A 25777-nucleotide genomic window follows, 5' to 3' on the forward strand; every position below is an offset into this window, starting at 1 on the left:
AATGAGCCAGCCTCTTCTCAGTATTGATAACCTGTCGATTGCTTTTTCTAAGCAGGACGAGACGCGCACCGTGGTCACCGACCTGTCGCTGCAGATCCAGCCCGGTGAAACGCTGGCCCTGGTGGGCGAGTCGGGTTCAGGCAAGAGCGTTTCGGCGCTCTCTATCCTGCGCCTGTTGCCGTCTCCACCGGTGAGCTACCCGCAAGGGGATATTCTGTTTCACGGCCGTTCGCTGCTGCACGCCGATGAACAGACCCTTCGCGGTATTCGCGGCAACAAAATCGCCATGATCTTCCAGGAGCCGATGGTTTCCCTCAACCCTCTGCACAGCCTGGAAAAACAGCTCTATGAAGTGCTCTCCCTGCACCGGGGGATGCGCAAAGAGGCCGCGCGGGGAGAAATTCTGGATTGTCTGGAACGAACCGGCATACGCAATGCGGCCAAACGGCTGAATGATTTTCCGCACCAGCTCTCCGGCGGCGAACGCCAGCGCGTGATGATCGCCATGGCCCTGCTCACGCGGCCCGAGCTGTTGATTGCCGACGAGCCCACAACGGCGCTGGACGTGACGGTACAGGCGCAAATACTGACGCTGCTGCGGGAACTGCGTGACGAGCTGAACATGAGCCTGCTGTTTATCACGCACAACCTGAGCATTGTGAGAAAGCTGGCCGACAGCGTCGCGGTGATGCAAAACGGACGATGCGTTGAACAGAATAGCGCGTCCACGCTGCTGAGCGGGCCGCAGCACCCCTATACGCAGCGTTTGCTCGACAGCGAACCCTCCGGCGACCCGGTTCCCCTCGCGGCTGACAGCACGCCGCTGCTGCGCGTTGAGGATCTGTCCGTCTCGTTCCCGATCCGCAAAGGTATTCTGCGGCGCATCGTCGACCAGAATCCGGTGCTGAAAAACATCCGCTTCTCGCTGCGCCCGGGAGAATCTCTGGGGCTGGTGGGCGAATCCGGTTCCGGCAAAAGCACCACCGGTCTGGCGCTGCTGCGCTTAATTGCCTCCCAGGGCGAGATCCTCTTTGACGATATGCCGCTGCACCGCTGGAACCGCCGTCAGATGCTGCCCGTGCGGCCCCGCATGCAGGTGGTGTTTCAGGATCCCAACTCCTCGCTTAACCCCCGGCTCAGCGTGTTACAGATTATCGAGGAGGGTCTGCGCGTGCATCAGCCCGGCCTGAGCGCTCAGCAACGGGAACAGGAGGTTATTCGGGTGATGGCCGAAGTGGGCCTGGATGCCGGGACGCGCCACCGCTATCCGGCTGAATTCTCCGGCGGGCAGCGCCAGCGTATCGCCATTGCCCGCGCGCTGATCCTGAAGCCGGAGCTGATTATTCTGGATGAACCGACGTCGTCGCTGGACAGAACCGTTCAGGCGCAGATCCTGGCGCTGCTGAAAGGGCTACAGGAAAAGCACCGGCTGGCCTATATCTTTATCAGCCACGATCTTCAGGTGGTGCGGGCGCTATGCCATCAGGTGATTGTGTTGCGACAGGGAGAAGTGGTCGAGCAGGGAGAGTGCCAGCGCGTATTTAGCGCGCCAACGCAGCGCTACACGCGCCAGCTGTTGTCGGCAGACTAGCGGTCAGAACGGGTACTGGCCGGAGAAAGGCTCCGCGATGGCAACGCCAAAATTTTTCAGACGGCAGGTGGCGGCAAACTCGTCCTGGCTTTTCACAAACAGGCACGGCTCACCTTCGCACTCCAGCACGGAGCTGTCCACTTCGATATCCGTCAGGGCCTGGCTGAGACGCTCCATCACCCGCCATGCATTTTCGTCGCTCGGGCTCAGCAGCTTGAGCGCCACCAGGCAGTTTTCACAGCCCGCGACGTTTTGCGGAATCGGTTCAACTTTCGAACCTGCAAAACCCGTCGACCAGCGATAGCTCTGGGGCAAGCGATGGACAATAGAAAGTTGTAATGTATTCACGTTCGTTCCCCGGAAGCAAAATTTACTTCACAATTTATTTACATTTATAGTAACACATCATCGCCAGCCTGCACTCTTCAGCGCTTTTTTATCGGTATTCAGGCTCGCGTCGGCGCTATATGTACCCGTTTCTGCGATCTAACTCAACCTTTTTGAATACAATGATGTGACTTTTTACACAAATAGATTTTACATAAAATAAACAAACACGGAATAAACGAACGGGGGTTTGGTTGATATGCATCAACAAAAAAGGCCCTGCCGGGCCTTCTCTGTGTTTTAGTGGGCCACTTTTCGCGGTCGACTGGCGTAAAGATAGAAGAGTATCGAGCTGGTTGCGCAAAAAGCCATCGCCCACAGCATGGGCCATGCCGTCGTAAAGGTAGCCATTGAAAGCAACGCCCCGACGATAGCGCCGATGCCGAAGCGGAACGTCCCCGCCAGGGAAGAGGCGGTGCCCGCCATATGCGGAAACTCATCCAGGATCACCGCCATCGCATTAGATGACACCATCGACACGCAGCCGACAAAGGCCGCCACGCCAACCACCAGCGCCCAGAAGCCCACGCCCAGAAACGCGCTCACCACCAGCCAGATCGCCATCACAAACTGGATCCACAGCCCGGCGCGGAACATGTTCAGCGCCCCTACCCGCCGGACAAAACGGCTGTTGATGATGGTCATGATGAACAGGAAGACGATGTTAAGCGCGAAATAGTAGCCGAAGTGCTGCGGCGAAACGTGGTTCAGCTCGATGTAGACAAACGGCCCGGCGCTCAGGAAGGAGAACATCCCGGCGAAGCTGAACCCGCTTGCCAGCATATAGCTGAGCACGCGCTTGTGGCGAAACAGCGAGGCAAAGTTGCCGATGGTGGTTCGGATGTGGAATTTCTGGCGGCGCTCGACGGGAAGCGTTTCATCAATAAAGAAGAAGATCATCGCCGAGGCCAGCAGCGCGGCCAGGGCCAGGATCCAGAAAATCACATGCCAGCTAAACCACACCAGCACCGCACCACCGGCCATCGGGGCCACCAGCGGCGCAATCGTCGTCACCAGCATCACGAACGACATCATGCGGGAGAACTCTTCTTTCGGGTAGATATCGCGCATCAGGGCGTTAATCACCACGCTTGCCGCTGCCGCCGCCAGACCGTGGAAGAAGCGCATGATAATCAGATGATCGATGGTCTGCGCCAGCGCACAGGCAACCGCTGCGGCCGCAAAGACCAGCGTCCCGCCCAGAATGACGGGCTTGCGTCCAAGGCTGTCCGCCATCGGGCCATAAAACAGCTGGCCGAGGGCAAAGCCGAGAATATAGGTGCTGAGCGTCATCTGCGCACTGCCCGCCGGAACGCCAAACTGCGCGGAAATGACCGGCAGTGCGGGCAGGTACATATCAATAGACAGCGGCATCAGCATGGCCAGCAGGCCAAGAATGAAGACGATTTTGAACGACGAGTGTGGCCTGGTGGTCACAGAGCTCTCCTGAAATTAGTGCGAAGGAAGACCGACGCTGGCGATCTCTTCTTCCGTTAACGGGCGATATTCGCCAGGCGCCAGGTCGGGATCGAGCTCAATCGCACCAATCCGTTCGCGATGCAGGCCAACAACGTGGTTCCCCACCGCGGCAAACATACGTTTCACCTGATGGTAACGCCCCTCGCTGATGGTCAGACGGACCTCCGTCGGCGTAATCACCTCAAGCACGGCGGGTTTGGTCAGATCTTTTTCATTATGCAGCTGAACGCCTTTCGTGAATTGCTCTGCCGTGTCATCCGACACCGGCGACTCCAGCGTGACCAGATAGGTTTTCTCGCAGTGGTGACGCGGGGAAGTAATGCGATGCGACCACTGCCCGTCGTCGGTCATCAGCACCAGACCCGTGGTGTCGATGTCGAGGCGGCCTGCGGCGTGCAGCTTGTGCGCCACCGGTTCGTCGAGGAAATAGAGCACCGTCGGGTGATCGGGATCGTCCGTTGAGCAGACGTAGCCTTCCGGCTTGTTGAGCATGAAGTAGCGCGGACCGTGCTGCTGGGTCAGCGGATTGCCGTCATACTCCACCTGATGGTCAGGTTGCAGTTTGAACGCGCTGTCTCTCACAATGTCGCCATCCACGGTAACGCGGCTGGCGCGAATTTCGCGCCCGGCAATAGCGCGGCTTACGCCGAGTTGCTGAGCGATAAACTTATCAAGTCGCATGAAATCTTTTTAGCCTTAATGGTGCTGGAAGTCGGACAACAGGTCCGAAAAAAGAAGCAGTCTGGAACGGTTCAGTATAATGGTCTGGTTGCGCCACTCAAGGGAAAAAGTTTCGTGGCATACTATGTGCGGAATAACGAAACCGAGACCCCATGACTTTTACACTTCGTCCCTATCAGCAGGAAGCCGTTAACGCCACCCTCGCCTGGTTCCGTAAACATCGCGAGCCGGCGGCGATTGTGCTCCCAACCGGCGCAGGTAAAAGCCTGGTCATCGCCGAACTGGCGCGTCTGGCCCGCGGTCGCGTGCTTGTGCTGGCGCACGTCAAAGAGCTCGTCGCGCAAAACCATGCCAAGTATTGTGCGCTTGGGCTGGAGGCCGATATCTTCGCCGCCGGGTTAAAGCGTAAAGAGAGCCACGGCAAAGTGGTCTTTGGCAGCGTGCAGTCGGTGGCGCGCAATCTGGACCTGTTTCGCAGCGAATTTTCGCTGCTGATTGTCGACGAATGTCACCGCATCGGCGATGACGACGACAGCCAATATCAGCAAATCCTGTCCCACCTGAAAGAGGTGAACCCTCATCTGCGCCTGCTGGGCCTGACGGCGACCCCGTTTCGCCTGGGGAAAGGCTGGATCTATCGCTACCATTATCACGGCATGGTGCGCGGCGATGACAAAGCCCTGTTCAGCGACTGCATCTACGAACTTCCGCTGCGCTACATGATTAAACATGGCTACCTGACGCCGCCTGAACGGCTGGATATGCCGGTGGTACAGTACGATTTCAGCCGCCTGCAGGCGCAGAGCAACGGCTTATTCAGCGAAGCGGATCTCAACCAGGAGCTGAAAAAGCAAAAGCGCATTACGCCGCATATTATCAGCCAGATTGAGGAGTTCGCCGCGACGCGCAAGGGGGTAATGATCTTTGCCGCCACCGTTGAGCACGCGCGTGAAATCACTGGATTACTGCCCGCTGGCGACGCGGCGTTAATCACCGGCGAGACGCCCGGCCCGGAGCGCGACCGCCTGATTGAAGCCTTTAAAGCCCAGCAGTTCCGCTATCTGGTTAACGTGTCGGTGTTGACTACCGGCTTTGACGCCCCGCACGTCGACCTGATCGCCATTTTGCGCCCGACCGAATCGGTCAGTCTGTATCAGCAAATTGTTGGCCGCGGCCTGCGTCTGGCCCCGGGGAAAACCGACTGCCTGATTCTGGATTATGCCGGTAACCCGCACGATCTCTATACGCCTGAGGTCGGCGCGCCAAAAGGGAAAAGCGACAACGTGCCCGTACAGGTCTTTTGCCCTGCCTGCGGGTTTGCCAACACCTTCTGGGGAAAAACCACCGCCGACGGTACGCTGATCGAACATTTTGGCCGCCGCTGTCAGGGCTGGTTTGAAGATGATGACGGGCATCGCGAGCAGTGCGATTTCCGCTTCCGGTTCAAAAACTGCCCGCAGTGCAACGCCGAAAACGACATTGCCGCTCGCCGCTGCCGGGAATGCGACACGGTGCTGGTTGACCCGGACGACATGCTGAAAGCGGCGCTAAAGCTGAAAGATGCCCTGGTGCTGCGCTGTTCCGGCATGGCGCTGCAGCCCGGCGCCGATGAAAAAGGTGAGTGGCTGAAAATCACCTATTACGATGAGGACGGGGCGGACGTCAGCGAGCGCTTCCGGGTCCAGACGCCTGCTCAGCGAATGGCCTTCGAACAGCTGTTTATCCGCCCGCATACCCGAACGCCGGGCGTTCCCCTGCGCTGGATAACCGTAGCCGATATCGTGCGCCAGCAGGTGTTATTGCGCCATCCGGATTTTGTCGTCGCCCGTAAGAAAGGCCAGTTCTGGCAGGTGCGCGAGAAGCTCTTTGACTACGAAGGTCGCTTCCGTCGCGCCAACGAATTGCGCGGTTAGCGGGACTTTTCATTGATGTGAGGGGCATTTGAGTATAAAATGCCGCCCGCTTCACATCCGTGAGGCAGAACACTCACCTGCTGCTGGGTCGCCTGTAGTAGGGTTTTAAATACAGAGAGAAATCAATGTTCACTATCGAAGCAGAAGTACGTAACGTGCAGGGTAAGGGTGCGAGCCGCCGCCTGCGTAACGCTAACAAGTTCCCGGCTATCGTTTACGGTGGCGAAGCTGCTCCAGTTGCAATCGAACTGGATCACGACAAACTGTGGAACCTGCAGACCAAAGCTGAATTCTACAGCGAAGTTCTGACCATCGTTGTTGGCGGTAAAGAAGAAAAAGTGAAAGTTCAGGCTGTTCAGCGTCACGCGTTCAAGCCAAAACTGACTCACATCGACTTCGTTCGCGCGTAATCGCAAACTCGTCGAAAAAAACCCCGCTTCTGCGGGGTTTTTTTATGGCTGTTATTTCCCACCCGAGGTGCGGCGCTGAAGCTGATCGCGCAGGTTCGGCGGCGTACCTTTAATGGTCAGCGTATCGGTGGCCGGATCCCAGAAGATGCGTTCACCCAGCAACATCGCGTCAAAGTTGATGGTTAACCCACCGCCGCTACCGGCAAACTTGGTTAACTGACGCAACGTACTGCGATCGGCCGGGAAGCTCTCTTCAAGCTCATAGCCTTTCTCCGCGGTGAATTCCTGGAAGCTGACTTCGCTGACGCCCGCCAGCTCTTTTGACAGGGACTCCAGCTCGATCTCCTCCCCCGCCTGCAGCTGTTCGTTGCAGTAGCTGTATACCTGCTGACGCACGGTCTGGCGCTCAGATTTATCGAGCTGCGCTTCAGCCGTAAAGTCGTCAACCGCCTGGAGCAACCCTTTATTCTGCGCTTTGGCGTTAAGACCTTCGCTGGCACCGAGGAAATCCATAAAGAAATCCGCCACTTTGCGGCCCACGCGCCCCTTCAGGAAAGTCAGGTAGCGGGTTGACTCCGGGTTGGTTTCCCATTCGGTCAAATCAATACGCGCCACGATATCCGCATGGTTGATATCCAGATAATGCGTTGAGCTGATATCCAGCTGCTCGTTCACGCGCATGCTGCTTAAGTTATTCAGCACGGTAACCAGCAGATACTCTACCGCCAGGTAGCGATAGTGGCAGAACAGCACGATCCCGCCGTCGGCGAACGGATATTTCGCCAGCTCGTCGCGCAGACGCCCGGTTGCGGCGCGGCTAAACGCGAGGAAATCCTCTTCGCCCTGACGCTGCAGGCGCAGGCTATCGGCCAGTTCACTCTCTTCGCTGAACAGACCATAGGCTTTATTTTTGGCGCTGTAGACGCGATGCAGCTCTGCCATCATCTCCACCACGGTCGCCGTGGGTTCCAGTAACGAATCGCGCAGCACCACTTCAAGGGTTTGCTCATCACGCTTGATAAGCTGGTGCAAGGCAATCTGGTTGATTTCCAGACTCATGATAAACTCTCCTTTTAGACCGGGCGGTATTCAACCACCACCAGGACATGTGTGCAACAACAGATAAAAAAGGGGAAAAAAAGCTGTTGCTACGGTAATATGTTGCCCTTTCATCAACAAACTGATTTTGATTTATGCCACAACATTCCCGCTACAGTGATGAACACGTTGAACAACTGCTCAGTGAGCTGGTCAACGTACTGGAAAAACATAAAACGCCGACCGATCTCTCCCTGATGGTTTTGGGAAATATGGTCACCAACCTGATTAACACCAGCGTTGCTCCGGCTCAGCGTCAGGCGATCGCAAAATCTTTCGCCCAGGCTTTACAGTCGTCCGTCAGCAACGACCCGGCCCATTAAGGGATACGAACAACAGTTTATGGTGACGAATCGTCAGCGCTACCGTGAAAAAGTCTCCCAGATGGTCAGCTGGGGGCACTGGTTTGCCCTGTTCAACATTCTGCTGGCGACGGTCATTGGCTGTCGTTATCTGTTTGTCGCAGACTGGCCAACAACGCTAACCGGGCGTATCTACTCCTGGATGAGCGTTGTCGGTCACTTTAGCTTTTTGGTTTTCGCCACCTATCTGCTGATCCTGTTCCCCCTGACGTTTATCGTCATGTCGCAGCGTCTGATGCGGTTCTTGTCCGTCATCCTTGCGACGGTGGGGATGACGCTGCTGCTTATCGACAGTGAAGTGTTCACCCGCTTCCACCTGCATCTCAACCCCATCGTCTGGGAACTGGTGATTAACCCCGACCAGAACGAAACGGCCCGCGACTGGCAGCTGATGTTTATCAGCGTCCCGGTGATCCTGTTGATTGAGATGCTGTTCGCCACCTGGAGCTGGCAAAAGCTCCGCAGCCTGACCCGGCGACGCCATTATGCGAAGCCCGTCGCCGCGCTCTTTTTCGTCTCCTTTATCAGTTCGCACATCATGTATATCTGGGCGGATGCGAACTTCTATCGCCCGATTACCATGCAGCGCGCTAACCTGCCGCTCTCATATCCGATGACGGCCCGTCGCTTCCTCGAAAAACACGGCCTGCTTGATGCGCAGGAGTACCAGCGCCGTCTTATCGAGCAGGGTAACCCGGAAGCCGTCAGCGTTCAGTATCCTCTGAGCGACCTGAACTACCGCGATATGGGACGCGGGCAAAACGTCCTGCTGATCACCGTCGATGGCCTGAACTATTCCCGCTTCGAGAAGCAGATGCCTGCGCTGGCCGCTTTCGCGAGTCAGAACGTCTCGTTTACTCAGCATATGAGCTCCGGTAACACAACCGATGCGGGCATCTTTGGCCTGTTCTATGGCATTTCAGCCGGCTACATGGACGGCGTACTGTCTACCCGCACGCCTGCGGCGCTGATCACCGGGCTGAATCAGCAAGGCTATCAGCTAGGGTTGTTCTCCTCCGATGGCTTTAACAGCCCGCTCTACCGTCAGGCGCTGCTGTCCGATTTCTCACTGCCGACGGCGCAAAATCAGTCCGACGCGCAGACCGCCAGCCAGTGGATAAACTGGCTGCAGCGCTACGCCCAGGAAGATAACCGCTGGTTCTCATGGGTTGCCTTTAACGGCACAACGCTTGCCAACAGCAATAAAAGTGACTTTACACGCCGCTACGGCCGTGCGGCTGGCGATGTTGATGCGCAGATAGGCCGCGTGCTTGACGCGCTTCGCGAGTCGGGCAAGCTGGACAATACCGTGGTGATCGTGACCGCGGGCCATGGCATCCCGCTAGGTGACGAGACGAAGAGTATGAGCTGGTCTCGCCCGAATCTGCAGGTTCCACTGGTGATCCACTGGCCAGGCACCCCGGCGCAGCGCATCAATATGCTCACCGAGCATAAAGATGTGATGACCACCCTGATGCAACGCCTGCTGCACGTCAGCACGCCAGCAAACGAGTATTCGCAGGGGCAGGATCTCTTCAGCGCCGCGCGCCGCCACAGCTGGGTGACGGCGGCGGGGAATAATACGCTGGTGGTGACCACGCCGAAGCTGACGCTGGTGCTGAACAGCAACGGGAATTATCAGACGTATAATCTGCAGGGTGAACGGTTAAAAGACCAGAAGCCGCAGCTGAGCCTGCTGCTGCAGGTCCTGACGGATGAGAAGCGTTTCATCGCTAACTGATTAATAATAAACCAGTTAGCGACGGATTCCCTTGCATTCATAACGGAATCGAGTAGTATTCTTTTTATGCGTCGGCACGTAGCGCAGCCTGGTAGCGCACCGTCATGGGGTGTCGGGGGTCGGAGGTTCAAATCCTCTCGTGCCGACCAAAAATACATTGAAAACCAGCCTGATGGCTGGTTTTTTATTTCGCTTCGTCCGGCGTTTTGCACAGATACACAAGCGTAGCCAGACAAATCACCGCTCCGGCATAAAACGTATATTCCGCGCCACACGTATCCCATATTGCCCCTGCCCCCAGGCCAATGACCCACCAGCAGCCTTTCCCGAGACGCTTTAGGTACTCTTTTTTGATGGGGTTCGTGCGTTTATGTTCGACGGGCGTTTTCGGCTCATGAAGGCCGAAGAAAAGCATCTGATGTAAAAAAACCAGCCCGCAGGCTGGCTTCATTATCAGAGGTGAAGGATTAGTGCTTCTCACGTCCACCCAGGAAGAAGATGCCCAGCGGGATGGCCAGCAGAACGGTGAACACCAGGCTGTAGACGAAGATCATCGCCGACTGCAGGACATACATGCTTGTTGTCCAGGCTGAGAGAGGAATGTTGTACTGTTCGATGACGCCAACAATAGTGGCCCGTCCCACGCACGCGGCGGCAATCATAAATACGACCAGCAGCGCCAGGAGGAATTTGCGGCCTTCAGGCGTTTTCAGTTTTGCACGAACCATCTCTCTTCCCTTTCACAGATGAATAACAATATATAGGGTCTAAAATAACACGAACTGACACCTGACTCCACAACAGCATAAACAACCAATAAACAGACCAATTAAAAGCGTATAACGCTACCCATAGTGAAAATGTAAGTAAATAGCACCGGTCATTCATCGTTGTTATGTTAACCTGCGCAGGATCGTTTTGACATAAAGGAATGACAATGAAAAACGCACCTAAATTTGCCATCGCCCTCATCGCCGCCGCGTGCGTCAGCAGCAGCGCTTTCGCCAGCGAAACACCTAAAGAGCAGCCGCTGGAAAAAGTTGCCCCGTATCCGAAAGCGGACAAAGGGATGAAGCGTCAGGTGATTCAGCTGCCGGTTCAGCAGGATGAAGCGAACTTCAAAGTGGAACTGTTAATTGGCAAGACGCTGGAAGTGGACTGCAACCAGCACCGTCTGGGCGGTCAGCTGGAAAGTAAAACCCTGGAAGGCTGGGGTTACGACTATTACGTCTTTGACAAAGTGACCTCTCCGGTTTCCACCATGATGGCCTGCCCGGACGGCAAAAAAGAGAAGAAATTTGTGACGGCATATTTGGGCGACAACAGTCTGCTGCGCTACAACAGCAAGCTGCCGATCGTGGTGTATACGCCTGAAAACGTGGAAGTGAAGTATCGCATCTGGAAGGCTGATGAGACTGTCGGACAAGCTGTAGCACGTTAAAACCAGGTCGGGTGCGCTCTGGTGCCCTCAACCCAACCCTCTCCCACCGGGAGAGGGGGAAAATACCAAAAACGGCAACGTATGTTGCCGTTTTGCTTTTACCTTACAGCGCGATATCCGCAACCGGTTTGTTTTCCGGCTGAGGCTTCAGCTCCGCTTTTGGCGCAGCGTCCGCAGCCTGTGGCTTGATATATTGCAGCTGCAGTACGCGGCTGGTGTATTCCAGCTCCTGCTCCGTCGCGTCCACGTTACCGTTCAGCTTCGTGCCGTAGGATGGAATAATGGTTTTCAGCTTCGCCTGCCATTCCGGGCTGGCGACTTTATCTTTAAACACTTTTTCCATCAGGTGCAGCATGATTGGCGCAGCGGTCGACGCACCCGGCGACGCGCCCAGCAGCGCGGCGATGGTGCCATCCTTATCGCTTACCACTTCAGTACCCAGACGCAGCACGCCACCCTCTTTCGGATCGCGCTTGATGATCTGAACGCGCTGACCCGCCTGCCACAGACGCCAGTCTTCTTTCTTCGCCTGCGGATAGTACTCTTTCAGCGCCTCGAAACGGTCGTCGTCAGAGAGCATCACCTGGCTAATCAGATATTTCACCAGGTCGAAGTTATCCAGACCCACGTCCATCATCGGCTTGACGTTAGAGGTGGTCGTGGCGCTGAGCAGATCCCACAGAGAGCCGTTTTTCAGGAATTTAGTGGAGAAGGTTGCGAACGGCCCAAACAGCACCACGCGTTTGCCGTCAAGCATACGGGTGTCGATGTGCGGAACAGACATCGGCGGTGCGCCAACGGAAGCCTGGCCGTACACTTTTGCCAGATGACGATTCACCACTTCCGGATTATCGGACACCAGGAACTGGCCGCCCACCGGGAAGCCCGCGTAGTCGTCAGCTTCCGGAATACCGGACTCCTGCAGCAGCTTAAGCGCCGCGCCGCCAGCACCGATAAAGACAAACTTCGCCTTGATGACGTGCTCGGCTTCGTTGTTTTTCAGATCGGCAACGGTCACGCTCCAGCTATTATCCGCATTGCGCTTGAAACCGCGCACTTCGGTGCTGAGCTGCAGGTTGAAGTTCTCTTTTTTCTTCAGAGACGTCACCAGCTGACGGGTAATTTCACCGTAGTTAACGTCGGTACCAATTTCGGTACGGGTCGCCGCCACTTTCTGGTTCGGATCACGACCTTCCATGACCAGCGGAGCCCACTCTTTAATCTGCGCGTGGTCTTCAGAGTATTTCATCCCGCGGAACAGCGTGCTCTGCTGCAGAGCGGCGTAGCGCGCGCGCAGGAAGTTAACGTTCTGCTCACCCCACACAAAGCTCATGTGCGGCACGGTGTTGATAAACGAGTGCGGATCGTGCAGCACGCCGCTGTTGACCTGGTGAGACCAGAACTGGCGAGAAACCTGGAATGCTTCGTTGATCTCGACCGCCTTCTCGATACTAATGGAACCGTCCTTTTTCTGCGGCGTATAGTTCAGTTCCATGAGTGCCGAATGACCGGTACCGGCGTTATTCCAGCCGTTCGAACTCTCCTGCGCGACGCCATCAAGCCGCTCGACCATGGTCATAGACCAGTCCGGCTGCAGTTCTTGCAGATAGGTTCCCAGCGTGGCGCTCATGATACCGCCACCTATTAAAAGGACGTCCGTTTCCTGCTCTTTTGGTGCGTCAGCTTTCGCCGCCATGGAGACGGTGTTAAGCCCCACGGCCAGAGAAAAGAGCATGGCAGTCATTTTTTTCATAATTTATGCCTTAGTGTAAAAGTGCTTGATGCGTGGAAATTGCAGGTGAAAAAAGCTGCGGGGGCACGGTAACAACTTTTAAATATTGTTTAAAGGTTACGAAATTATTGTAATTGTGAAATTTAATGATGGATTGTTTGTGAGGAATTAGCGATGCGTCTGGTAAAGCGCGGTTTTACTGGCTAGTATGTTGCGTTTTGTGATCGCGCGCACGGAAGCCTGCCCTAACCAGCGAACTGTTATGTCCCTACCCCATTCTGCTGTATCCCCCGAAGACCGCGTAGCCAACGTGCTGCGTTCCCCTAAGCTGCTGACGCGTGAAACGCTGGCAGGGGTGATCACCGCCCTGGCGCTGATCCCCGAAGTCATCTCATTTTCGGTGGTGGCGGGCGTTGACCCGAAGGTCAGCCTGATCGCCTCCGTGGTGCTGTGTCTTGCCCTTTCTGTACTCGGTGGTCGCCCGGCGATGGTCACGGCAGCGGCCGGCTCCGTGGCGCTGGTGATTGGCCCGATGGTGCATCAGCACGGCGTACAGTACATTCTTCCCGCCGTGCTGATGGCGGGCGTAATTCAGATTCTGTTTGGCGTACTGGGCATGGCAAGGCTGATGCGCTTTATTCCCCAGTCGGTCATGACCGGGTTTGTTAACGCCCTGGGCATTTTGATCTTCTTCGCTCAGGTGCCGCATTTCTGGAGCCGAAGCCCGCTGATTGTGGGCCTGTTCGTGCTGACGCTGCTGATCGTGCTGTGGGTGCCGCGCTATATCAAAAGCATCCCCTCCCCGCTGATTGCGATTGTGCTGTTAACCTTGTTCACCGTTTCAACCGGCCAAATCCTGCCGACCGTGGGCGATGAAGGCTCCATGAGCGGCGGTTTGCCGGGGCTTACCGAGCTGTTGGTTCCGCTCAATGTGCAGACGCTGAGCATTATCTGGCCGTGCGCGTTGAGCATCGCGTTTGTTGGCCTGCTGGAATCCCTGCTGACGGCAAAGCTGGTGGATGAGCTGACCTCGACACCGTCAGGTAAACGCCGCGAAAGCATTGGATTAGGCGTCGGCAATATTCTGGCCGGATTTTATGGCGGGATTGCAGGCTGCGCGATGATCGGACAAACCATCGTCAACGTGGAGATGGGGAAAGGTCGAAGCCGCATTTCAACCTTTGCGGCGGGCATTGTGCTACTGATTCTGGTGACGGCGCTCAGCGACGTGATGGCCAAAATCCCGATGGCGGTGCTGGCGGGTATTATGGCGATTGTCGCCGTCAAAACCTTCAGCTGGCACAGCCTTCAGCCAGCCACGGTGAAAACGGCCCCGATAGCAGAAACGGTCGTCATGCTGGTCACGGTTGCCGCCACGGTATCCACCGGCAATCTGGCGATTGGCGTGCTGGGCGGGATTATCGTTATGGCACTCCTCCCCGCCCGCATTAAGCGTCGGCTTAAAGAAGAAAAACCGTCGCCAGCCCAAGAAAAATAAAGAAACCGCCGGTATCGGTGATGGCGGTGATCATCACGCTCGACCCCACCGCGGGGTCGCGCCCCAGTTTGGTCATGGTCAGCGGGATAATCACGCCCATTATCGACGCTACCAGCAAGTTCAGCACCATCGCCAGCATCATCACGCCGCCCAGGGCCATATCGTCGTACAGCCACCAGGTGATGCCGCCCATAATCCCGCCCCACACCAGGCCGTTGATGAGCGCGACGCCCATCTCTCTGAAAATCAGCCACGAAAAGTTACCGGGCTGAATGTTTTCCAGCGCAAGAGCGCGAACGATCATGGTTATAGTCTGGTTTCCGGTGTTACCACCAATCCCTGCGACAATCGGCATTAGCGAGGCCAGCGCCACCAGCTGAGAAATGGTGTGTTCAAAACCGTCAATCACCCGGGAGGCGATAAACGCAGTACAGAGGTTAATGGCCAGCCACGCCCAGCGCGTTTTCACCGCCTTGCCCACGGAGGCATGGACGTCATCTTCCGCGCTGATCCCCCCGAGCGCACGCAGGTCGTTATCGGTCTCTTCATAAACGACGTCAACGATCTCATCGATGGTCAGACGCCCCATCAGTTTGCCGACGGAATCCACGACGGCGGCACTCACCAGGTCGTCACGCTCGAAGGTACGCGCCGCTTTCTCCGCGTCGTCTTCAGGGGAGAAGACCATCGGCTCGTTTTCCATCACCTCGCTCACCTTCCGCTGGGTGCTGTTGAGCAGGATAGTTTTCAGCTCCAGTTCGCCAAGCAGGGTTTTATCCCGGGAGGTGACAAACAGTTTATCGGTGTTGTCCGGCATCTTGCCCAGGCGACGCAGGTAGCGCTGCACGGTGCCAAGCGTCACGTCCGGTCGCACCGTGATAACACCGAACTCCATGATCGCGCCGACGCTGTTTTTCTCGTAGTGCATCACCTGACGCACGCGCGCCAGCTCCTCCGCAGGCAGTGACGCCAGCAGGCGACCGGTCAGGTTTCGCGGCAGGTGCTGAACGAGGTAAATCTGCTCGTCGATATCCAGGGTTTGCAGAGCGTCGAGAATATCCCGGTCGCTCATCTCGTCGATCAGGTCGTCCCAGACGTTTTCAGAGGCCTCAAGCAACACCTGCCCGCGCTCGTGATCCTGCACCAGACGCCACAGGGCGTGACGTTCTTCCGAGGGAAGCGCTTCAAGGGTATCCGCCAGATCCGGCGGGGGTAAATGAGCAACCAGCGCACCTACCTCAGCAATATCGTCGGCCAGAGTGCCGACATCATATTGCTCAGCCAGGGTGAGTTTGCCTAATAGCGTAGAAGTGACCGCTTTATCGGTCGTGAGAAGCCAGATGAGTCGCGCGCGCTCCTGGTCACGCTGCCTGGCGCTGTTTTTCTTTAATACCGACATCAATCATAAATCCATTAAATGAGTTGGGGTTAAGCATAGCGCGGGGATATGTAAATAAGAATAAACAACGGGGCGGGATGGAGAAAAAAGCGTCATTACGGCCACGATCTATCCCCTCTCCCTGTGGGAGAGGGTCAGGGTGAGGGCATCAGGCCGTGCGCGCCACCGCGTCACGCGAGGCCGCATCGCGCTCTTCACCGGTCAGCTCGCTCAGCTTGCCGTCGCGCATCTCCAGCAGGCGGTCAGCATGAATGAAGTAGTGATCGTCGTGGCTGATGGCGAAAATGGTTTTGCCCATCTCCTGCATCAGCGGCAGCAGCACCTGATAAAACTCGCGGCGGAAATGCGGGTCCTGGTCGGCAGCCCACTCGTCCAGCAGGATGATGTCACGCTCTTCCGCCAGCGCCAGCAGCAGCGCCACGCGCTTTTTCTGCCCTTTGGAAAGCTTCAGATTGAGGATCTTCCCGTCCTGTAACTCCAGCTTGTGCGACATCTGCAGCTGCGCCAACCATTTTTCCACCAGCGCAGGATTGGCCTGTTGCCCTTCCGGCCCCAGCAGCCGATCGAACAGCCAGACGTCGGTGAACACCGCCGAGAAAAGCTTGCGGTAATCCTCGGGTTTCTCCGCGCTCAGCGCCGTACCATCCAGCAAAATCTCGCCCGACTGCGGCTGATAGAGCCCGGTCAACAACATCGCCAGCGTAGATTTACCGCTGCCGTTGCCGCCGATGAGGAACAGCAGTTCACCGCGGCGGATCGTCAGGTTGACCGGCCCCACGGAGAAGGCGCTGTCCTGATAGCGGAACGTGACGTTACGCAGCTCCAGCGTCTGCCAGTTCGGGAAGGCCTGCGGGCGCGGGAATTCAGCTTTAAACGGCGCGAGATCGAATTTTTTGAGCTTATTAAATGCCACCTGCGCACTCAGCAGGGTGGGCAGCGCACCGACCGCCGAGAGCAGCGGCGTACGCAAAAACAGCAGCGTCAGCGAGTAGGTTGCCGCTACGTTGGTGTCCGCCCAGCCCAGGCTGTTCGCCATCCAGAATACCAGGCCAATCGCCCCCAGCATCATAATGTTTGACCAGTTAACCGCGCTCAGGTGGAAGGTATCGGCGCGAATGATGTGATGACGGTATTCGCGCGCGTCCGGGATATAGAGATGATTAAAGATATGCTCGGCGCGCTCGCGATTCAGGGTGAGCTCTTTGCGCCCTTCCAGCACCGTCTGGTAATCGTTATAAAGCTTATCTTCGGTCTCGCGCAGCACCGCCATGTGTTTATAGACGCGCGACACCAGCATAAAGCCGCCCCAGATGGTGATCGCAATCCACAGGGCGGTCACCGCCAGCATTTTGCTGGAGAGCCAGGCGAGATAGGCCGCCGAGCCAAAGGTCAGAATGATCCCCTGCACAAGTTCCGGCAGACGCACGAAAGCGATGGTAATGGCGCGCACGTCGCTGGTCAGCCCCGCCAGCAGGGATGCACTGCCGAGCTGCTCAACGCGCTCAACCTGTGTATCGAGGATCCGCTTGATAAACTCACTGCGCAAACGGAAAACGAAATGGTGTCCGAGCGCGGTCAGCGCAAGCTGGGAACCGAGCGTCACCGCCATCAACAGGAGCAGCAGGCCGAGAAACTCCGGCAGAACGGAGAGCGAAGTGTCGGTCATTTCAATCAACCGCACGTTAATAAACGCGATCAGGCCAATACCCAGCGCGGCGCTGGCAAGGCTTAACGCCATTACTGCGATGAAGGGCCAGCGATACTGACGCCAGACGAGGAGAAGTAGTTGCATGCAGGCAATCCGGACAATAAAAATCAGCCAGCAGTGTAAACTGCCCTGCGTGTACATCAAGAATAATTCTTATTTTAGTTTACTGTGCCCCGCCTGACGGAAGGTCAGGTTGAAACGGTACTCGCCCGTGAGCGGGTGAACCCCGGGCTTTAGCGGCTGAATGCCGTGATAGTAAAGCCGCGACTCCCTGCCCCACACCACCACATCGCCATGTTCCAGCATGATGCGCTTGAGCGGGTCGTTGCGACGTAATCCCCCAAACTGGAAGACGGCGGGCAGACCTAACGATACCGAGACGATAGGCGCGCGCAGATCGGGTTCATCCTTGTCCTGATGCAGCGAGAGCTTCGCACCGACGGCGTAGCGGTTAATCAGGCAGGCATCCGGCCGGAAGTCAGGATACTGCGCTGCCACGGCGGCCTCGTGGCAGAGAGTCTGAAAAACCGCGGGCATGGGTGGCCACGGCTGGCCGGTCGCGGGATCGTTCGGGGCATACAGATAGCCCCGCTCGTTCGTCGCCCAGCCCAGTTCCCCGCAGTTAGCCATGGCCACGGACATGGTGTAGCCGCCCGGCGTCACCATATGGCGAAACGGCGAAACCGCCGTCACCTCGTTGATGCCGGCCAGCAGCGCCGCCGCACGGGAGAGTGCAAAGCGGCGCAGGATCACCGCCCCCGGCGCAAGCGGCTCCTGCCAGGGTTCAGCATCCGCAAAAAGATCGAGCATTATCCCTCCTGGCGTTTCGCCTCACGTTTCAGTAATAGCGCTTTTCGCGCCGTCCCCCAACGGTAACCCGACAGCGCGCCGTCGTTACGAACCACGCGATGACAGGGGATCACAATCGCCAGCGTGTTTGCCGCACAGGCTCCGGCAACGGCGCGTACCGCACTGGGCTGGCCAATCGCCTGCGCCACCTGCCGGTAACTTGCCGTTTCGCCGCAGGGAATGTTGCGAAGGGCCTGCCAGACGCGCTGCTGGAACGCGGTTCCGCGAATATCCAGCGGCAGCGCAAGCGGTTCGTCGCGGTTATCAATACTGACAATCACCTGCTTGACCCGACGCGCGAAACCCTCTTCCAGCGGCGCAAGCGCTGCTTTTGGAAATTGCGCGGCAAGCTCTTCGGCTAATTCTTCATCGCTGTCACCCAGCAGGATCGCGCAAATCCCCCGCTCGCTTTCTGCCACCAGACAGCGTCCTAACGAAGAGTCGCTAATGGCATATCGCACGGCCACATCCCCTTTGCGGTACTGCTTCGCCGTCATGCCCAACGCGTCGTTGGCTTTACGATAATAGCTGCTGCTGTCGGGAAACCCCGCCGCCAGCACGGCGTCGGTAATTTTGTCTCCCTGCGCAAGCGCGTTGCGCAGGCGCTGGCCTCGCGCCGCCTGCTGCCAGGCTTTTGGCGTCATGCCGGTCACGGACTTAAACAGACGGTGAAAATGGAAAGGACTCATGGCGACCTGCTGCGCCAGCCTCTCCAGGGTTAACGCAGGACCCTGCTCCAGAAGCCGGCAGGCGTGTTCCACTTTTGCCAGCTTCTGCGCCTGCGAATCGCGTTTGTCCGGCATGCAGCGCTTGCACGGGCGAAATCCTGCCTGAACGGCGTGGTGGGCATCGGGATAAAAGCGGACGTTTTTACGCAGCGCGTGGCGGGCGCGGCATGACGGGCGGCAGAAAATCCCCGTGGTCTGCACGGCGAAGACAAACCGCTCGTCAGCGCGCGGATCGCGGGCCAGCACGGCCTGCCAGCGATCCTCATCGGTAGTAAAGGTCGGGTTTCTCATTATCGGCTCCTCATGTAAGCATACATAGAGCGTGCCTGAGCGCCAGTGATAAAAAACCCGCAACCTTGCTTTTTAATTTTTGTCGCTGACCAGGAAACTGTTGAACTGCGGCGAGCTCCAGGTTTTAAACCCGTCGCCCTCTTTAACGATCATATAAACCGCCAGTCCTTCCTGACGGACCACCTCTTTGGCTTTTTCCGGGCCAAGAACCATTAATCCGGTATCCCAGGCATCCGCTTCCAGCGCGGTGGGGGCGATGACCGTCACCGAGACCAGGTTATGCGTGATAGGACGCCCGGTCTGCGGATCAATCACGTGCGAAATACGCTTCCCGTCAAGCTCGTAATAGTTACGGTAGCTTCCGGAAGTACTGATGCCATGTCCGTTGATATCCACTATCGCCTGCACGGCATTTTGCCGATCGGTCGGCTTTTGAATCGCTACGCGCCACGGCTTATCGCTGGCGTTCATGCCCCGGCTGACCAACGCGCCGCCCACCGAGACCAGATAACGTGAAATGCCTTCCTGCGCCATCAGTGCAGCAAGATGATCCGCCGCATAGCCTTCCCCTACCGTCGACAGATCGACAAACAGATCGGGGATATCTTTTTGCAGGTACTGTTGCCCGTACTGATTGATCACCGTCAGATGCTGCAGCCCCGTCCGGGCGCGGGCGTCATCAATGGCAGCCTGTTCGGGCGTCTTCACCGGCTGTTTATTCGGGCCAAATCCCCAGAGGTTCACCAGAGGGCCGACGGTCACATCCATCGCCCCGTTGGTTTTGTAACCCACGCGTATGGATTCGGTCACGATATCGGCCATCGCCTCGCTCACCGGCCACAGGGAGGTGCTGGTGGAGAGGTTAAAGCGCATCAGCGCCGAGTCATTTTTATAGGTTGAGAGCAGCTGATCGTCGGCGTCCAGCTGTGCCTGGATTTTGCCGCGAAGCTCATCCGTGCGTGTTTTATCGAGGTTCATCACGCTGACGCGCCAGAAGGTGCCCATCGTTTTGCCTTCGAGCACCGTCGCGGCGGGTGCGTCGGTTTTCGCCACGGGCGCGGAATCGTCACACGCGGTCAGGAAAAAAAGCATAGCCAGAAAGCTGGCGCGTAAAAAAGTCATGTCCATTCATTATTATCCTCATGCCAGGGCGGCAAGAGTACACCAAAACGGGTGAGTTGTGAGAATCCGGGAGGCACAAAAAAGGGGCCATCAGGCCCCTTACGTCACACGGTGAAGCGATTAGAACTGGTAAACCAGGCCCAGCGCGACGATATCGTCAGTACCGATACCCGCCTGACGGGTGAATTCATTTTCATCAACCAGGTTGATTTTGTAATCCACGTAGGTGGACATGTTTTTGTTGAAGTAGTAAGTCGCACCCACATCAACATATTTCAGCAGATCCTGATCGCCGTAACCTTCGATGTCTTTCCCTTTAGACTGCAGGTAAGCCACGGATGGACGCAGGCCGAAGTCGAACTGGTACTGAGCAACCACTTCGAAGTTCTGCGCTTTGTTAGCGAAGCCGTAAGCGGTAGTCGGGCTGCTGCCGTTAGAGGTACCGAAACGGGTTGCGTTGTAGGTCTGAGAGTACTGCGCTGCCAGATAGATGTTGTTGGCATCGTATTTCAGGCCACCAGAGTAGACTTCTGCGTTGTCGCCATGACCGTAAACGCTTGCGCCGTTCTGATCGGCGGTACGTTTGGAGGAGGACATCGCACCACCTACGCTGAAACCTTCACCCAGGTTATAGGTCACGGATGCACCGTAGCCGTCGCCGTTCTGTTTCAGCAGGCTACGGCCACCGACGTTTTCACCGCTTACGCTGCCGTTTTTACCCTGATACTGCAGGGCAAAGTTCAGACCATCCACCAGACCGAAGAAGTCCTGGTTACGGTAGGTCGCCACGCCGTTAGCACGGGACTGCAGGAAGTTGTCTGCGCCGTAGGTATCGCCGCCAAATTCTGGCAGAACGTCGGTCCAGGAGGTTACGTCGTAGATTACGCCGTAGTTACGACCGTAATCGAAAGAACCCGCGTCAGCGAATTTCAGACCCGCGAACGCCACACGCGTCCAGGCATCGTTTTCGCTTTCTGAGGTGTTGCCCTGGATCTGGTATTCCCACTGGCCGTAACCGGTCAGCTGATCGTTAACCTGAGTTTCGCCTTTGAAGCCAAGACGCATGTAGGTCTGGTCGCCGTCGGCACCCTTGTCGTCAGAGAAATAGTGCAGACCATCGACTTTGCCGTACAGATCTAATTTGTTGCCATCTTTGTTATAAATTTCGGCCGCATTTGCTGCGCCTGCCACCAGGAGTGCTGGTACCAGGAGGGACAGTACTTTAACTTTCATTTTATTAACCCTCTGTTATATGCCTTATAATTGCCACTGCTTACTGGTTAACCCTCATTAACCAGTCGGCAATTTCATTCTCCTCAAAATTACAGAATAATCCAATGCGAATATGATACGAAAACTTTGAAGATGTTTCATTTATCTATCAACATGTTTCAAAATGTAAATATCAAGGAACTTTTACAAAGCACAAATAGCTTAGAAAATTAGCACTTATAATCAAACAGAAAAATCACCCTATAAATATCAGCAAGTTACAATAAAATTCGTTACAGCACTGAATGACAAAACAAGATCGCAGCTAATCTCTAAAATAATACTCGCTATCATCATTAACTTTATTTATTACCGTCATTCAGTTTTGAATGTCTGTTTATCCCTAATTGAACCGGATGCTCCGCATTCGGTTTTTTTTTTACCTTTCTTTACGTAACTTCTCTTTTTTTGTGCTACCGCACCGTAATTGTAACGACTATTAACTAAATTCTCGTCGGATATCCTTCGAAGTGCATAAATTGGGGCAAAACTTAATTTCTTGTTAATTCGTGCTATTTATTGACGGCGTGGGTTGATTATTTGTACGCGCATGGCGAGTTTGTACATGTTTTCTGCACTCCCCGCCGCCGATATTGTCCGGAGAAAAAGTCGCCTCTTCCCGGACAGTCGCGCTGGAAATTCAATTATTACCCTTTATACTGCCCTATCGCCACAGAGCACGACCATAACGGGTTAAAGATATCAATGAGTCAGACTGAAACTACCGCCCCGAGCAAATTCTCCCTTCTCCCCGGGAGCATCACTCGTTTCTTTCTTCTTTTGATCGTTGTGCTGTTAGTCACCATGGGGGTGATGGTACAAAGCGCGGTTAACGCCTGGCTGAAGGATAAGAGCTATCAGGTCGTTGATATCACCCATGCCGTGCACAAGCGCATAGACACCTGGCGCTACGCCACCTGGCAGATTTACGACAATATCGCGGCTGCCCCGACCTCATCGTCCGGAGATGGACTTCAGGAGACGCGGCTGAAGCAGGACGTCTACTACCTCGAAAAACCGCAGCGTAAGACCGAAGCTCTTATCTTTGGCTCTCACGACAGCGCGACGCTTGAGATGACGCAGCGTATTTCTACCTATCTGGATACCCTCTGGGGTGCCGAAACGGTACCGTGGTCGATGTATTATCTGAACGGTCAGGATAACAGCATGATCCTGATCTCAACGCTGCCGTTAAAAGATCTCTCGTCCGGCTTTAAAGAGACAACCGTGGGCAGCATCGTCGATTCCCGCCGGGCAGAGATGCTGCAGCAGGCGAACGCCCTTGATGAACGTGAGAGTTTCTCTTCCCTGCGTCGTCTGGCCTGGCAAAACGGCCATTATTTTACCCTGCGTACCACGTTCAACCAGCCAGGACATCTGGCGACGGTAGTGGCCTTCGATTTACCGATTAATGATTTAATCCCGCCGGATATGCCGCTCGACAGCTTCCGCCTGGAGCCAGACAGCAGCACCCAGAACATGCGTGCGGCGTCTGACAAAGAGGCCGCAGAGAGCGTATCGATCTTCTTTAACGGCTCGAAAATCGAAATTGCCTCATCGCTGAATTCGACCGGTATGCGCCTGGTGTGGCAGGTGCCCTTTGGCACGCTGTTGCTCGACACCCTGCAAAATATCCTGCTGCCTCTGCTGCTGAATATCGGTCTGCTGGCGCTGGCGCTGTTTGGCTATAGCACCTTCCGTTTCCAGACGGGGCGTCAGAGCGACGCCTCTGCGGTTCCGGCCGGCACCAGCAATGAGCTGCGCGTATTACGCGCGCTGAATGAAGAGATTGTTTCCGTGCTACCGCTTGGGGTCTTGGTTCACGACCAGGAGGCGAATCGTACGGTAATGAGCAACAAAATTGCCGACCATCTGCTGCCGCATCTTAACCTGCAGAACATCACCACCATGGCGGATCAGCACCAGGGGGTGATTCAGGCCACCATCAACAATGAACTGTACGAGATCCGTCAGTTCCGCAGCCAGGTGGCTCCCCGCACGCAAATCTTCATTATTCGCGATCAGGATCGCGAAGTGCTGGTCAATAAGAAGCTCAAGCAGGCGCAAAGGCTGTATGAGAAAAACCAGCAGGGGCGCGCCGCATTTATGCAGAACATTGGCGATGCCTTCAAGCAGCCGTTAAAAACGCTGGCGACCCAGGCGGCGGCGCTAAACACCTCTGAAAGCCACCAGCTTGCCTGCCAGGCCGATTCGCTGGTCAGAATGGTTGATGAGATCCAGCTGGCGAACATGCTGGAGAATGATTTCTGGAAGGGAACGCCAGCCCTCTTCTCCATTCAGGATCTGATCGATGAAGTGGTGCCTGAAGTGCTGCCCGTCATCAAGCGCAAAGGGCTGCAGCTGCTGATCAATAACAATCTCCCTGCGAATGACGAACGCCACGGCGATCGCGAAGCGCTGCGCCGCATTCTGCTGATGATTATTCAGTACGCCGTAACCACCACGCAGATCGGCAAGATCACCCTTGAAGTCAGCACCGAGGAGTCGGCAGAAGACCGTCTGACGTTCCGCATCCTGGACACCGGGGAAGGCGTCACAACGAGTGAAATTGATAATCTGCACTTCCCGTTCCTGAATGACACGCAGAGCGATCGCTACGGCAAGGCCAATGCACTGACCTTCTGGCTGTGCGATCAGCTGGCGCGTAAGCTCGGCGGCCATCTAAACATCAAAGCCCGTGAATCCCTCGGCACCCGCTATTCTCTGCACGTGAAAATGGCGGCCAATCCGCAGGAAGAAGATGAGGAACGTCTGCTGGATGATGTCGTGGTGATGGTCGACGTGACCTCGAACGAGATCCGCAATATTGTCGTTCGTCAGTTAGAAAACTGGGGTGCGGCCTGCATCACGCCGGATGAAAGACTTGCAAGTCAAGAATTTGATCTGTTTTTAACTGATAATCCGTCTAATCTTACTGCCTCCGGCTTGCTTTTAAGCGATGATGAGTCAGGCGTGCGGAAAATTGGCCCTGGCCAGCTGCGCGTCAACTTTAATATAAGCAATGCGATGCAGGAAGCTGTACTACAACTAATAGAAGAGCAGCTGGCGCAGGAAGAGATAACGGAGTCACCGTTAGGCGGCAATGAAAATGCCGAGCTTCACGCCAGCGGATACTATTCACTCTTTGTTGATACAGTACCAGATGATGTTAAGCGGTTGTATACTGAGTCCGCTGCGAATGATTTTGCAGCGCTGGCACAGACAGCACACCGGCTTAAAGGGGTGTTTGCCATGCTTAATCTGGTTCCCGGCAAGCAGTTATGTGAAACGCTGGAACATCTAATTCGTGAGAAAGATGCCTCTGGCATTGAAAAATACATCAGCGACATTGACGCCTACGTCAAAAGCTTGCTGTAGCAAGGTAGCCTTATACATGAACAATATGAACGTAATTATTGCCGATGACCATCCGATTGTACTGTTCGGTATTCGCAAATCACTTGAACAGATCGAGTGGGTGAATGTAGTCGGTGAATTTGAAGACTCTACAGCACTGATCAATAACCTCCCAAAGCTTGATGCGCACGTGCTCATTACCGATCTCTCCATGCCTGGGGACAAGTACGGTGATGGGATCACGCTCATCAAATACATTAAGCGTCACTTCCCGGATATTTCGATCATCGTTCTGACCATGAACAACAACCCGGCGATCCTGAGCGCGGTGTTGGATCTGGACATTGAAGGGATTGTGCTGAAACAGGGCGCCCCGACCGATCTGCCAAAAGCGCTCGCTGCGCTGCAGAAAGGCAAGAAGTTCACGCCTGAGAGCGTCTCTCGTCTGCTGGAAAAAATCAGCGCGGGTGGCTACGGTGACAAACGCCTGTCCCCGAAAGAGAGTGAAGTTCTGCGCCTGTTTGCAGAAGGTTTCCTGGTAACCGAGATTGCCAAGAAGCTGAACCGCAGCATTAAAACCATCAGCAGCCAGAAGAAATCAGCGATGATGAAGCTGGGCGTGGACAATGATATTGCCCTGCTGAACTATCTCTCCTCCGTTACGCTGAGCGCATCGGACAAGGATTGATCCCGGACGGGTGTGCGGCCTGAGGCCCTC

Annotated in this window: 21 protein-coding genes and 1 tRNA gene; 10 read left to right on the top strand and 12 right to left on the bottom strand. The window is 55.9% G+C overall.

Annotated features, from left to right (window positions below; all coding sequences use genetic code 11):
* The first annotated feature begins 1 nt into the window (after nt 1).
* Complete coding sequence (gene yejF, locus LA04_RS17330) at nt 2-1591, top strand: microcin C ABC transporter ATP-binding protein YejF (protein WP_047652534.1); 1590 nt, start codon at nt 2-4, stop codon at nt 1589-1591.
* A gap of 3 nt (nt 1592-1594) precedes the next feature.
* On the opposite strand, the gene LA04_RS17335 is transcribed toward yejF, so the two are convergent.
* The 3 genes from LA04_RS17335 to rsuA all read right to left on the bottom strand — a co-directional run bounded on the left by LA04_RS17335 (nt 1595) and on the right by rsuA (nt 4138).
* On the bottom strand, nt 1595-1939 hold the full coding sequence (locus tag LA04_RS17335; RefSeq protein ID WP_045334337.1) for a YejG family protein: 345 nt from the start codon (nt 1937-1939) through the stop codon (nt 1595-1597).
* Nucleotides 1940-2218: 279 nt separating this feature from the next.
* Nucleotides 2219-3415 (bottom strand): Bcr/CflA family multidrug efflux MFS transporter, encoded by a 1197-nt coding sequence (locus tag LA04_RS17340; protein WP_047652535.1) that lies wholly within the window; start codon nt 3413-3415, stop codon nt 2219-2221.
* Between the two features lie 15 nt (nt 3416-3430).
* On the bottom strand, nt 3431-4138 hold the full coding sequence (rsuA, locus tag LA04_RS17345; RefSeq protein ID WP_023312495.1) for a 16S rRNA pseudouridine(516) synthase RsuA: 708 nt from the start codon (nt 4136-4138) through the stop codon (nt 3431-3433).
* A 152-nt stretch (nt 4139-4290) separates the two neighbouring features.
* Here rsuA and LA04_RS17350 point away from each other — a divergent pair, with 152 nt between their 5' ends.
* The gene (locus LA04_RS17350; protein WP_047652536.1) at nt 4291-6051 is read left to right on the top strand and encodes a DEAD/DEAH box helicase; all 1761 of its coding nucleotides are present in this window, start codon (nt 4291-4293) and stop codon (nt 6049-6051) included.
* 125 nt (nt 6052-6176) lie between these two features.
* Nucleotides 6177-6461: a 50S ribosomal protein L25 gene (gene rplY, locus LA04_RS17355; protein WP_023312497.1), complete on the top strand. Its 285-nt coding sequence runs from the start codon at nt 6177-6179 to the stop codon at nt 6459-6461.
* 51 nt (nt 6462-6512) lie between these two features.
* Here the strand turns inward: rplY and yejK are convergent, their stop codons facing one another.
* Nucleotides 6513-7520 carry a nucleoid-associated protein YejK gene (yejK, locus tag LA04_RS17360; RefSeq protein WP_008500957.1) on the bottom strand — a complete coding sequence of 336 codons (1008 nt, stop codon included), beginning with the start codon at nt 7518-7520 and terminating at the stop codon, nt 6513-6515.
* Between the two features lie 134 nt (nt 7521-7654).
* Here yejK and LA04_RS17365 point away from each other — a divergent pair, with 134 nt between their 5' ends.
* The 3 genes from LA04_RS17365 to LA04_RS17375 all read left to right on the top strand — a co-directional run bounded on the left by LA04_RS17365 (nt 7655) and on the right by LA04_RS17375 (nt 9811).
* Complete coding sequence (locus LA04_RS17365; RefSeq protein WP_008500958.1) at nt 7655-7882, top strand: YejL family protein; 228 nt, start codon at nt 7655-7657, stop codon at nt 7880-7882.
* 19 nt (nt 7883-7901) lie between these two features.
* Nucleotides 7902-9662 carry an LPS biosynthesis-modulating metalloenzyme YejM gene (yejM, locus tag LA04_RS17370; protein WP_047652537.1) on the top strand — a complete coding sequence of 587 codons (1761 nt, stop codon included), beginning with the start codon at nt 7902-7904 and terminating at the stop codon, nt 9660-9662.
* Nucleotides 9663-9734: 72 nt separating this feature from the next.
* Nucleotides 9735-9811, top strand: a tRNA-Pro gene (locus tag LA04_RS17375).
* A gap of 318 nt (nt 9812-10129) precedes the next feature.
* Here the strand turns inward: LA04_RS17375 and LA04_RS17385 are convergent.
* Entirely contained in the window at nt 10130-10390 is a 261-nt protein-coding gene (locus LA04_RS17385) for a DUF2534 family protein (protein WP_008500962.1), read from the bottom strand.
* A gap of 209 nt (nt 10391-10599) precedes the next feature.
* Here LA04_RS17385 and eco point away from each other — a divergent pair, with 209 nt between their 5' ends.
* Nucleotides 10600-11103: a serine protease inhibitor ecotin gene (eco, locus tag LA04_RS17390; protein ID WP_047652539.1), complete on the top strand. Its 504-nt coding sequence runs from the start codon at nt 10600-10602 to the stop codon at nt 11101-11103.
* A gap of 103 nt (nt 11104-11206) precedes the next feature.
* Here the strand turns inward: eco and mqo are convergent, their stop codons facing one another.
* The gene (mqo, locus tag LA04_RS17395; RefSeq protein WP_047652540.1) at nt 11207-12856 is read right to left on the bottom strand and encodes a malate dehydrogenase (quinone); all 1650 of its coding nucleotides are present in this window, start codon (nt 12854-12856) and stop codon (nt 11207-11209) included.
* Nucleotides 12857-13043: 187 nt separating this feature from the next.
* Here mqo and LA04_RS17400 point away from each other — a divergent pair, with 187 nt between their 5' ends.
* Complete coding sequence (locus tag LA04_RS17400; RefSeq protein WP_047652541.1) at nt 13044-14333, top strand: SulP family inorganic anion transporter; 1290 nt, start codon at nt 13044-13046, stop codon at nt 14331-14333.
* On the opposite strand, the gene mgtE is transcribed toward LA04_RS17400, so the two are convergent.
* The 6 genes from mgtE to LA04_RS17430 all read right to left on the bottom strand — a co-directional run bounded on the left by mgtE (nt 14296) and on the right by LA04_RS17430 (nt 21663).
* Nucleotides 14296-15732 carry a magnesium transporter gene (gene mgtE / locus LA04_RS17405; protein ID WP_047652542.1) on the bottom strand — a complete coding sequence of 479 codons (1437 nt, stop codon included), beginning with the start codon at nt 15730-15732 and terminating at the stop codon, nt 14296-14298. The two genes, LA04_RS17400 and mgtE, sit on opposite strands and share 38 nt — an antisense overlap.
* A 148-nt stretch (nt 15733-15880) precedes the next feature.
* Complete coding sequence (locus LA04_RS17410) at nt 15881-17524, bottom strand: multidrug ABC transporter permease/ATP-binding protein (protein WP_047652739.1); 1644 nt, start codon at nt 17522-17524, stop codon at nt 15881-15883.
* A gap of 69 nt (nt 17525-17593) precedes the next feature.
* Complete coding sequence (gene alkB, locus LA04_RS17415) at nt 17594-18250, bottom strand: DNA oxidative demethylase AlkB (RefSeq protein ID WP_047652543.1); 657 nt, start codon at nt 18248-18250, stop codon at nt 17594-17596.
* Nucleotides 18250-19308: a bifunctional DNA-binding transcriptional regulator/O6-methylguanine-DNA methyltransferase Ada gene (gene ada, locus LA04_RS17420; protein WP_047652544.1), complete on the bottom strand. Its 1059-nt coding sequence runs from the start codon at nt 19306-19308 to the stop codon at nt 18250-18252. The genes alkB and ada overlap by 1 nt, the downstream gene beginning before the upstream one ends.
* A 72-nt stretch (nt 19309-19380) precedes the next feature.
* Entirely contained in the window at nt 19381-20436 is a 1056-nt protein-coding gene (gene apbE / locus LA04_RS17425) for an FAD:protein FMN transferase ApbE (protein WP_047652545.1), read from the bottom strand.
* A gap of 114 nt (nt 20437-20550) precedes the next feature.
* Nucleotides 20551-21663, bottom strand: a complete 1113-nt coding sequence (locus LA04_RS17430) for a porin OmpC (RefSeq protein WP_047652546.1) — start codon at nt 21661-21663, stop codon at nt 20551-20553.
* A gap of 744 nt (nt 21664-22407) precedes the next feature.
* On the opposite strand from LA04_RS17430, the gene rcsD reads away from it, so the two are divergent.
* Together rcsD and rcsB are read left to right on the top strand one after the other, a co-directional pair.
* A complete protein-coding gene (rcsD, locus tag LA04_RS17435; protein WP_047652547.1) occupies nt 22408-25080 on the top strand; it encodes a phosphotransferase RcsD in 2673 nt (890 codons plus the stop codon).
* Nucleotides 25081-25096: 16 nt separating this feature from the next.
* Nucleotides 25097-25747 carry a response regulator transcription factor RcsB gene (gene rcsB / locus LA04_RS17440; protein ID WP_006176468.1) on the top strand — a complete coding sequence of 217 codons (651 nt, stop codon included), beginning with the start codon at nt 25097-25099 and terminating at the stop codon, nt 25745-25747.
* Nucleotides 25748-25777 lie beyond the last annotated feature (30 nt).

It is taken from the genome of Enterobacter sp. UCD-UG_FMILLET, assembly GCF_000762975.1.
GTDB classification, from domain to species: domain Bacteria; phylum Pseudomonadota; class Gammaproteobacteria; order Enterobacterales; family Enterobacteriaceae; genus Enterobacter; species Enterobacter dykesii.

What these genes read in the sequence shown, in the direction of transcription:
- LA04_RS17400 (WP_047652541.1), top strand. Translation starts at nt 13,044, where the DNA reads ATGTTGCGTTTTGTGATCGCGCGCACGGAAGCCTGCCCTAACCAGCGA.
- eco (WP_047652539.1), top strand. Translation starts at nt 10,600, where the DNA reads ATGAAAAACGCACCTAAATTTGCCATCGCCCTCATCGCCGCCGCGTGC.
- alkB (WP_047652543.1), bottom strand. Translation starts at nt 18,250, where the DNA reads ATGCTCGATCTTTTTGCGGATGCTGAACCCTGGCAGGAGCCGCTTGCG.
- rcsB (WP_006176468.1), top strand. Translation starts at nt 25,097, where the DNA reads ATGAACAATATGAACGTAATTATTGCCGATGACCATCCGATTGTACTG.
- rcsD (WP_047652547.1), top strand. Translation starts at nt 22,408, where the DNA reads ATGAGTCAGACTGAAACTACCGCCCCGAGCAAATTCTCCCTTCTCCCC.
- apbE (WP_047652545.1), bottom strand. Translation starts at nt 20,436, where the DNA reads ATGGACATGACTTTTTTACGCGCCAGCTTTCTGGCTATGCTTTTTTTC.
- yejK (WP_008500957.1), bottom strand. Translation starts at nt 7,520, where the DNA reads ATGAGTCTGGAAATCAACCAGATTGCCTTGCACCAGCTTATCAAGCGT.
- LA04_RS17430 (WP_047652546.1), bottom strand. Translation starts at nt 21,663, where the DNA reads ATGAAAGTTAAAGTACTGTCCCTCCTGGTACCAGCACTCCTGGTGGCA.
- rsuA (WP_023312495.1), bottom strand. Translation starts at nt 4,138, where the DNA reads ATGCGACTTGATAAGTTTATCGCTCAGCAACTCGGCGTAAGCCGCGCT.
- mgtE (WP_047652542.1), bottom strand. Translation starts at nt 15,732, where the DNA reads ATGTCGGTATTAAAGAAAAACAGCGCCAGGCAGCGTGACCAGGAGCGC.
- LA04_RS17350 (WP_047652536.1), top strand. Translation starts at nt 4,291, where the DNA reads ATGACTTTTACACTTCGTCCCTATCAGCAGGAAGCCGTTAACGCCACC.
- rplY (WP_023312497.1), top strand. Translation starts at nt 6,177, where the DNA reads ATGTTCACTATCGAAGCAGAAGTACGTAACGTGCAGGGTAAGGGTGCG.
- yejM (WP_047652537.1), top strand. Translation starts at nt 7,902, where the DNA reads ATGGTGACGAATCGTCAGCGCTACCGTGAAAAAGTCTCCCAGATGGTC.
- LA04_RS17410 (WP_047652739.1), bottom strand. Translation starts at nt 17,524, where the DNA reads ATGCAACTACTTCTCCTCGTCTGGCGTCAGTATCGCTGGCCCTTCATC.
- yejF (WP_047652534.1), top strand. Translation starts at nt 2, where the DNA reads ATGAGCCAGCCTCTTCTCAGTATTGATAACCTGTCGATTGCTTTTTCT.
- LA04_RS17385 (WP_008500962.1), bottom strand. Translation starts at nt 10,390, where the DNA reads ATGGTTCGTGCAAAACTGAAAACGCCTGAAGGCCGCAAATTCCTCCTG.
- ada (WP_047652544.1), bottom strand. Translation starts at nt 19,308, where the DNA reads ATGAGAAACCCGACCTTTACTACCGATGAGGATCGCTGGCAGGCCGTG.
- mqo (WP_047652540.1), bottom strand. Translation starts at nt 12,856, where the DNA reads ATGAAAAAAATGACTGCCATGCTCTTTTCTCTGGCCGTGGGGCTTAAC.
- LA04_RS17365 (WP_008500958.1), top strand. Translation starts at nt 7,655, where the DNA reads ATGCCACAACATTCCCGCTACAGTGATGAACACGTTGAACAACTGCTC.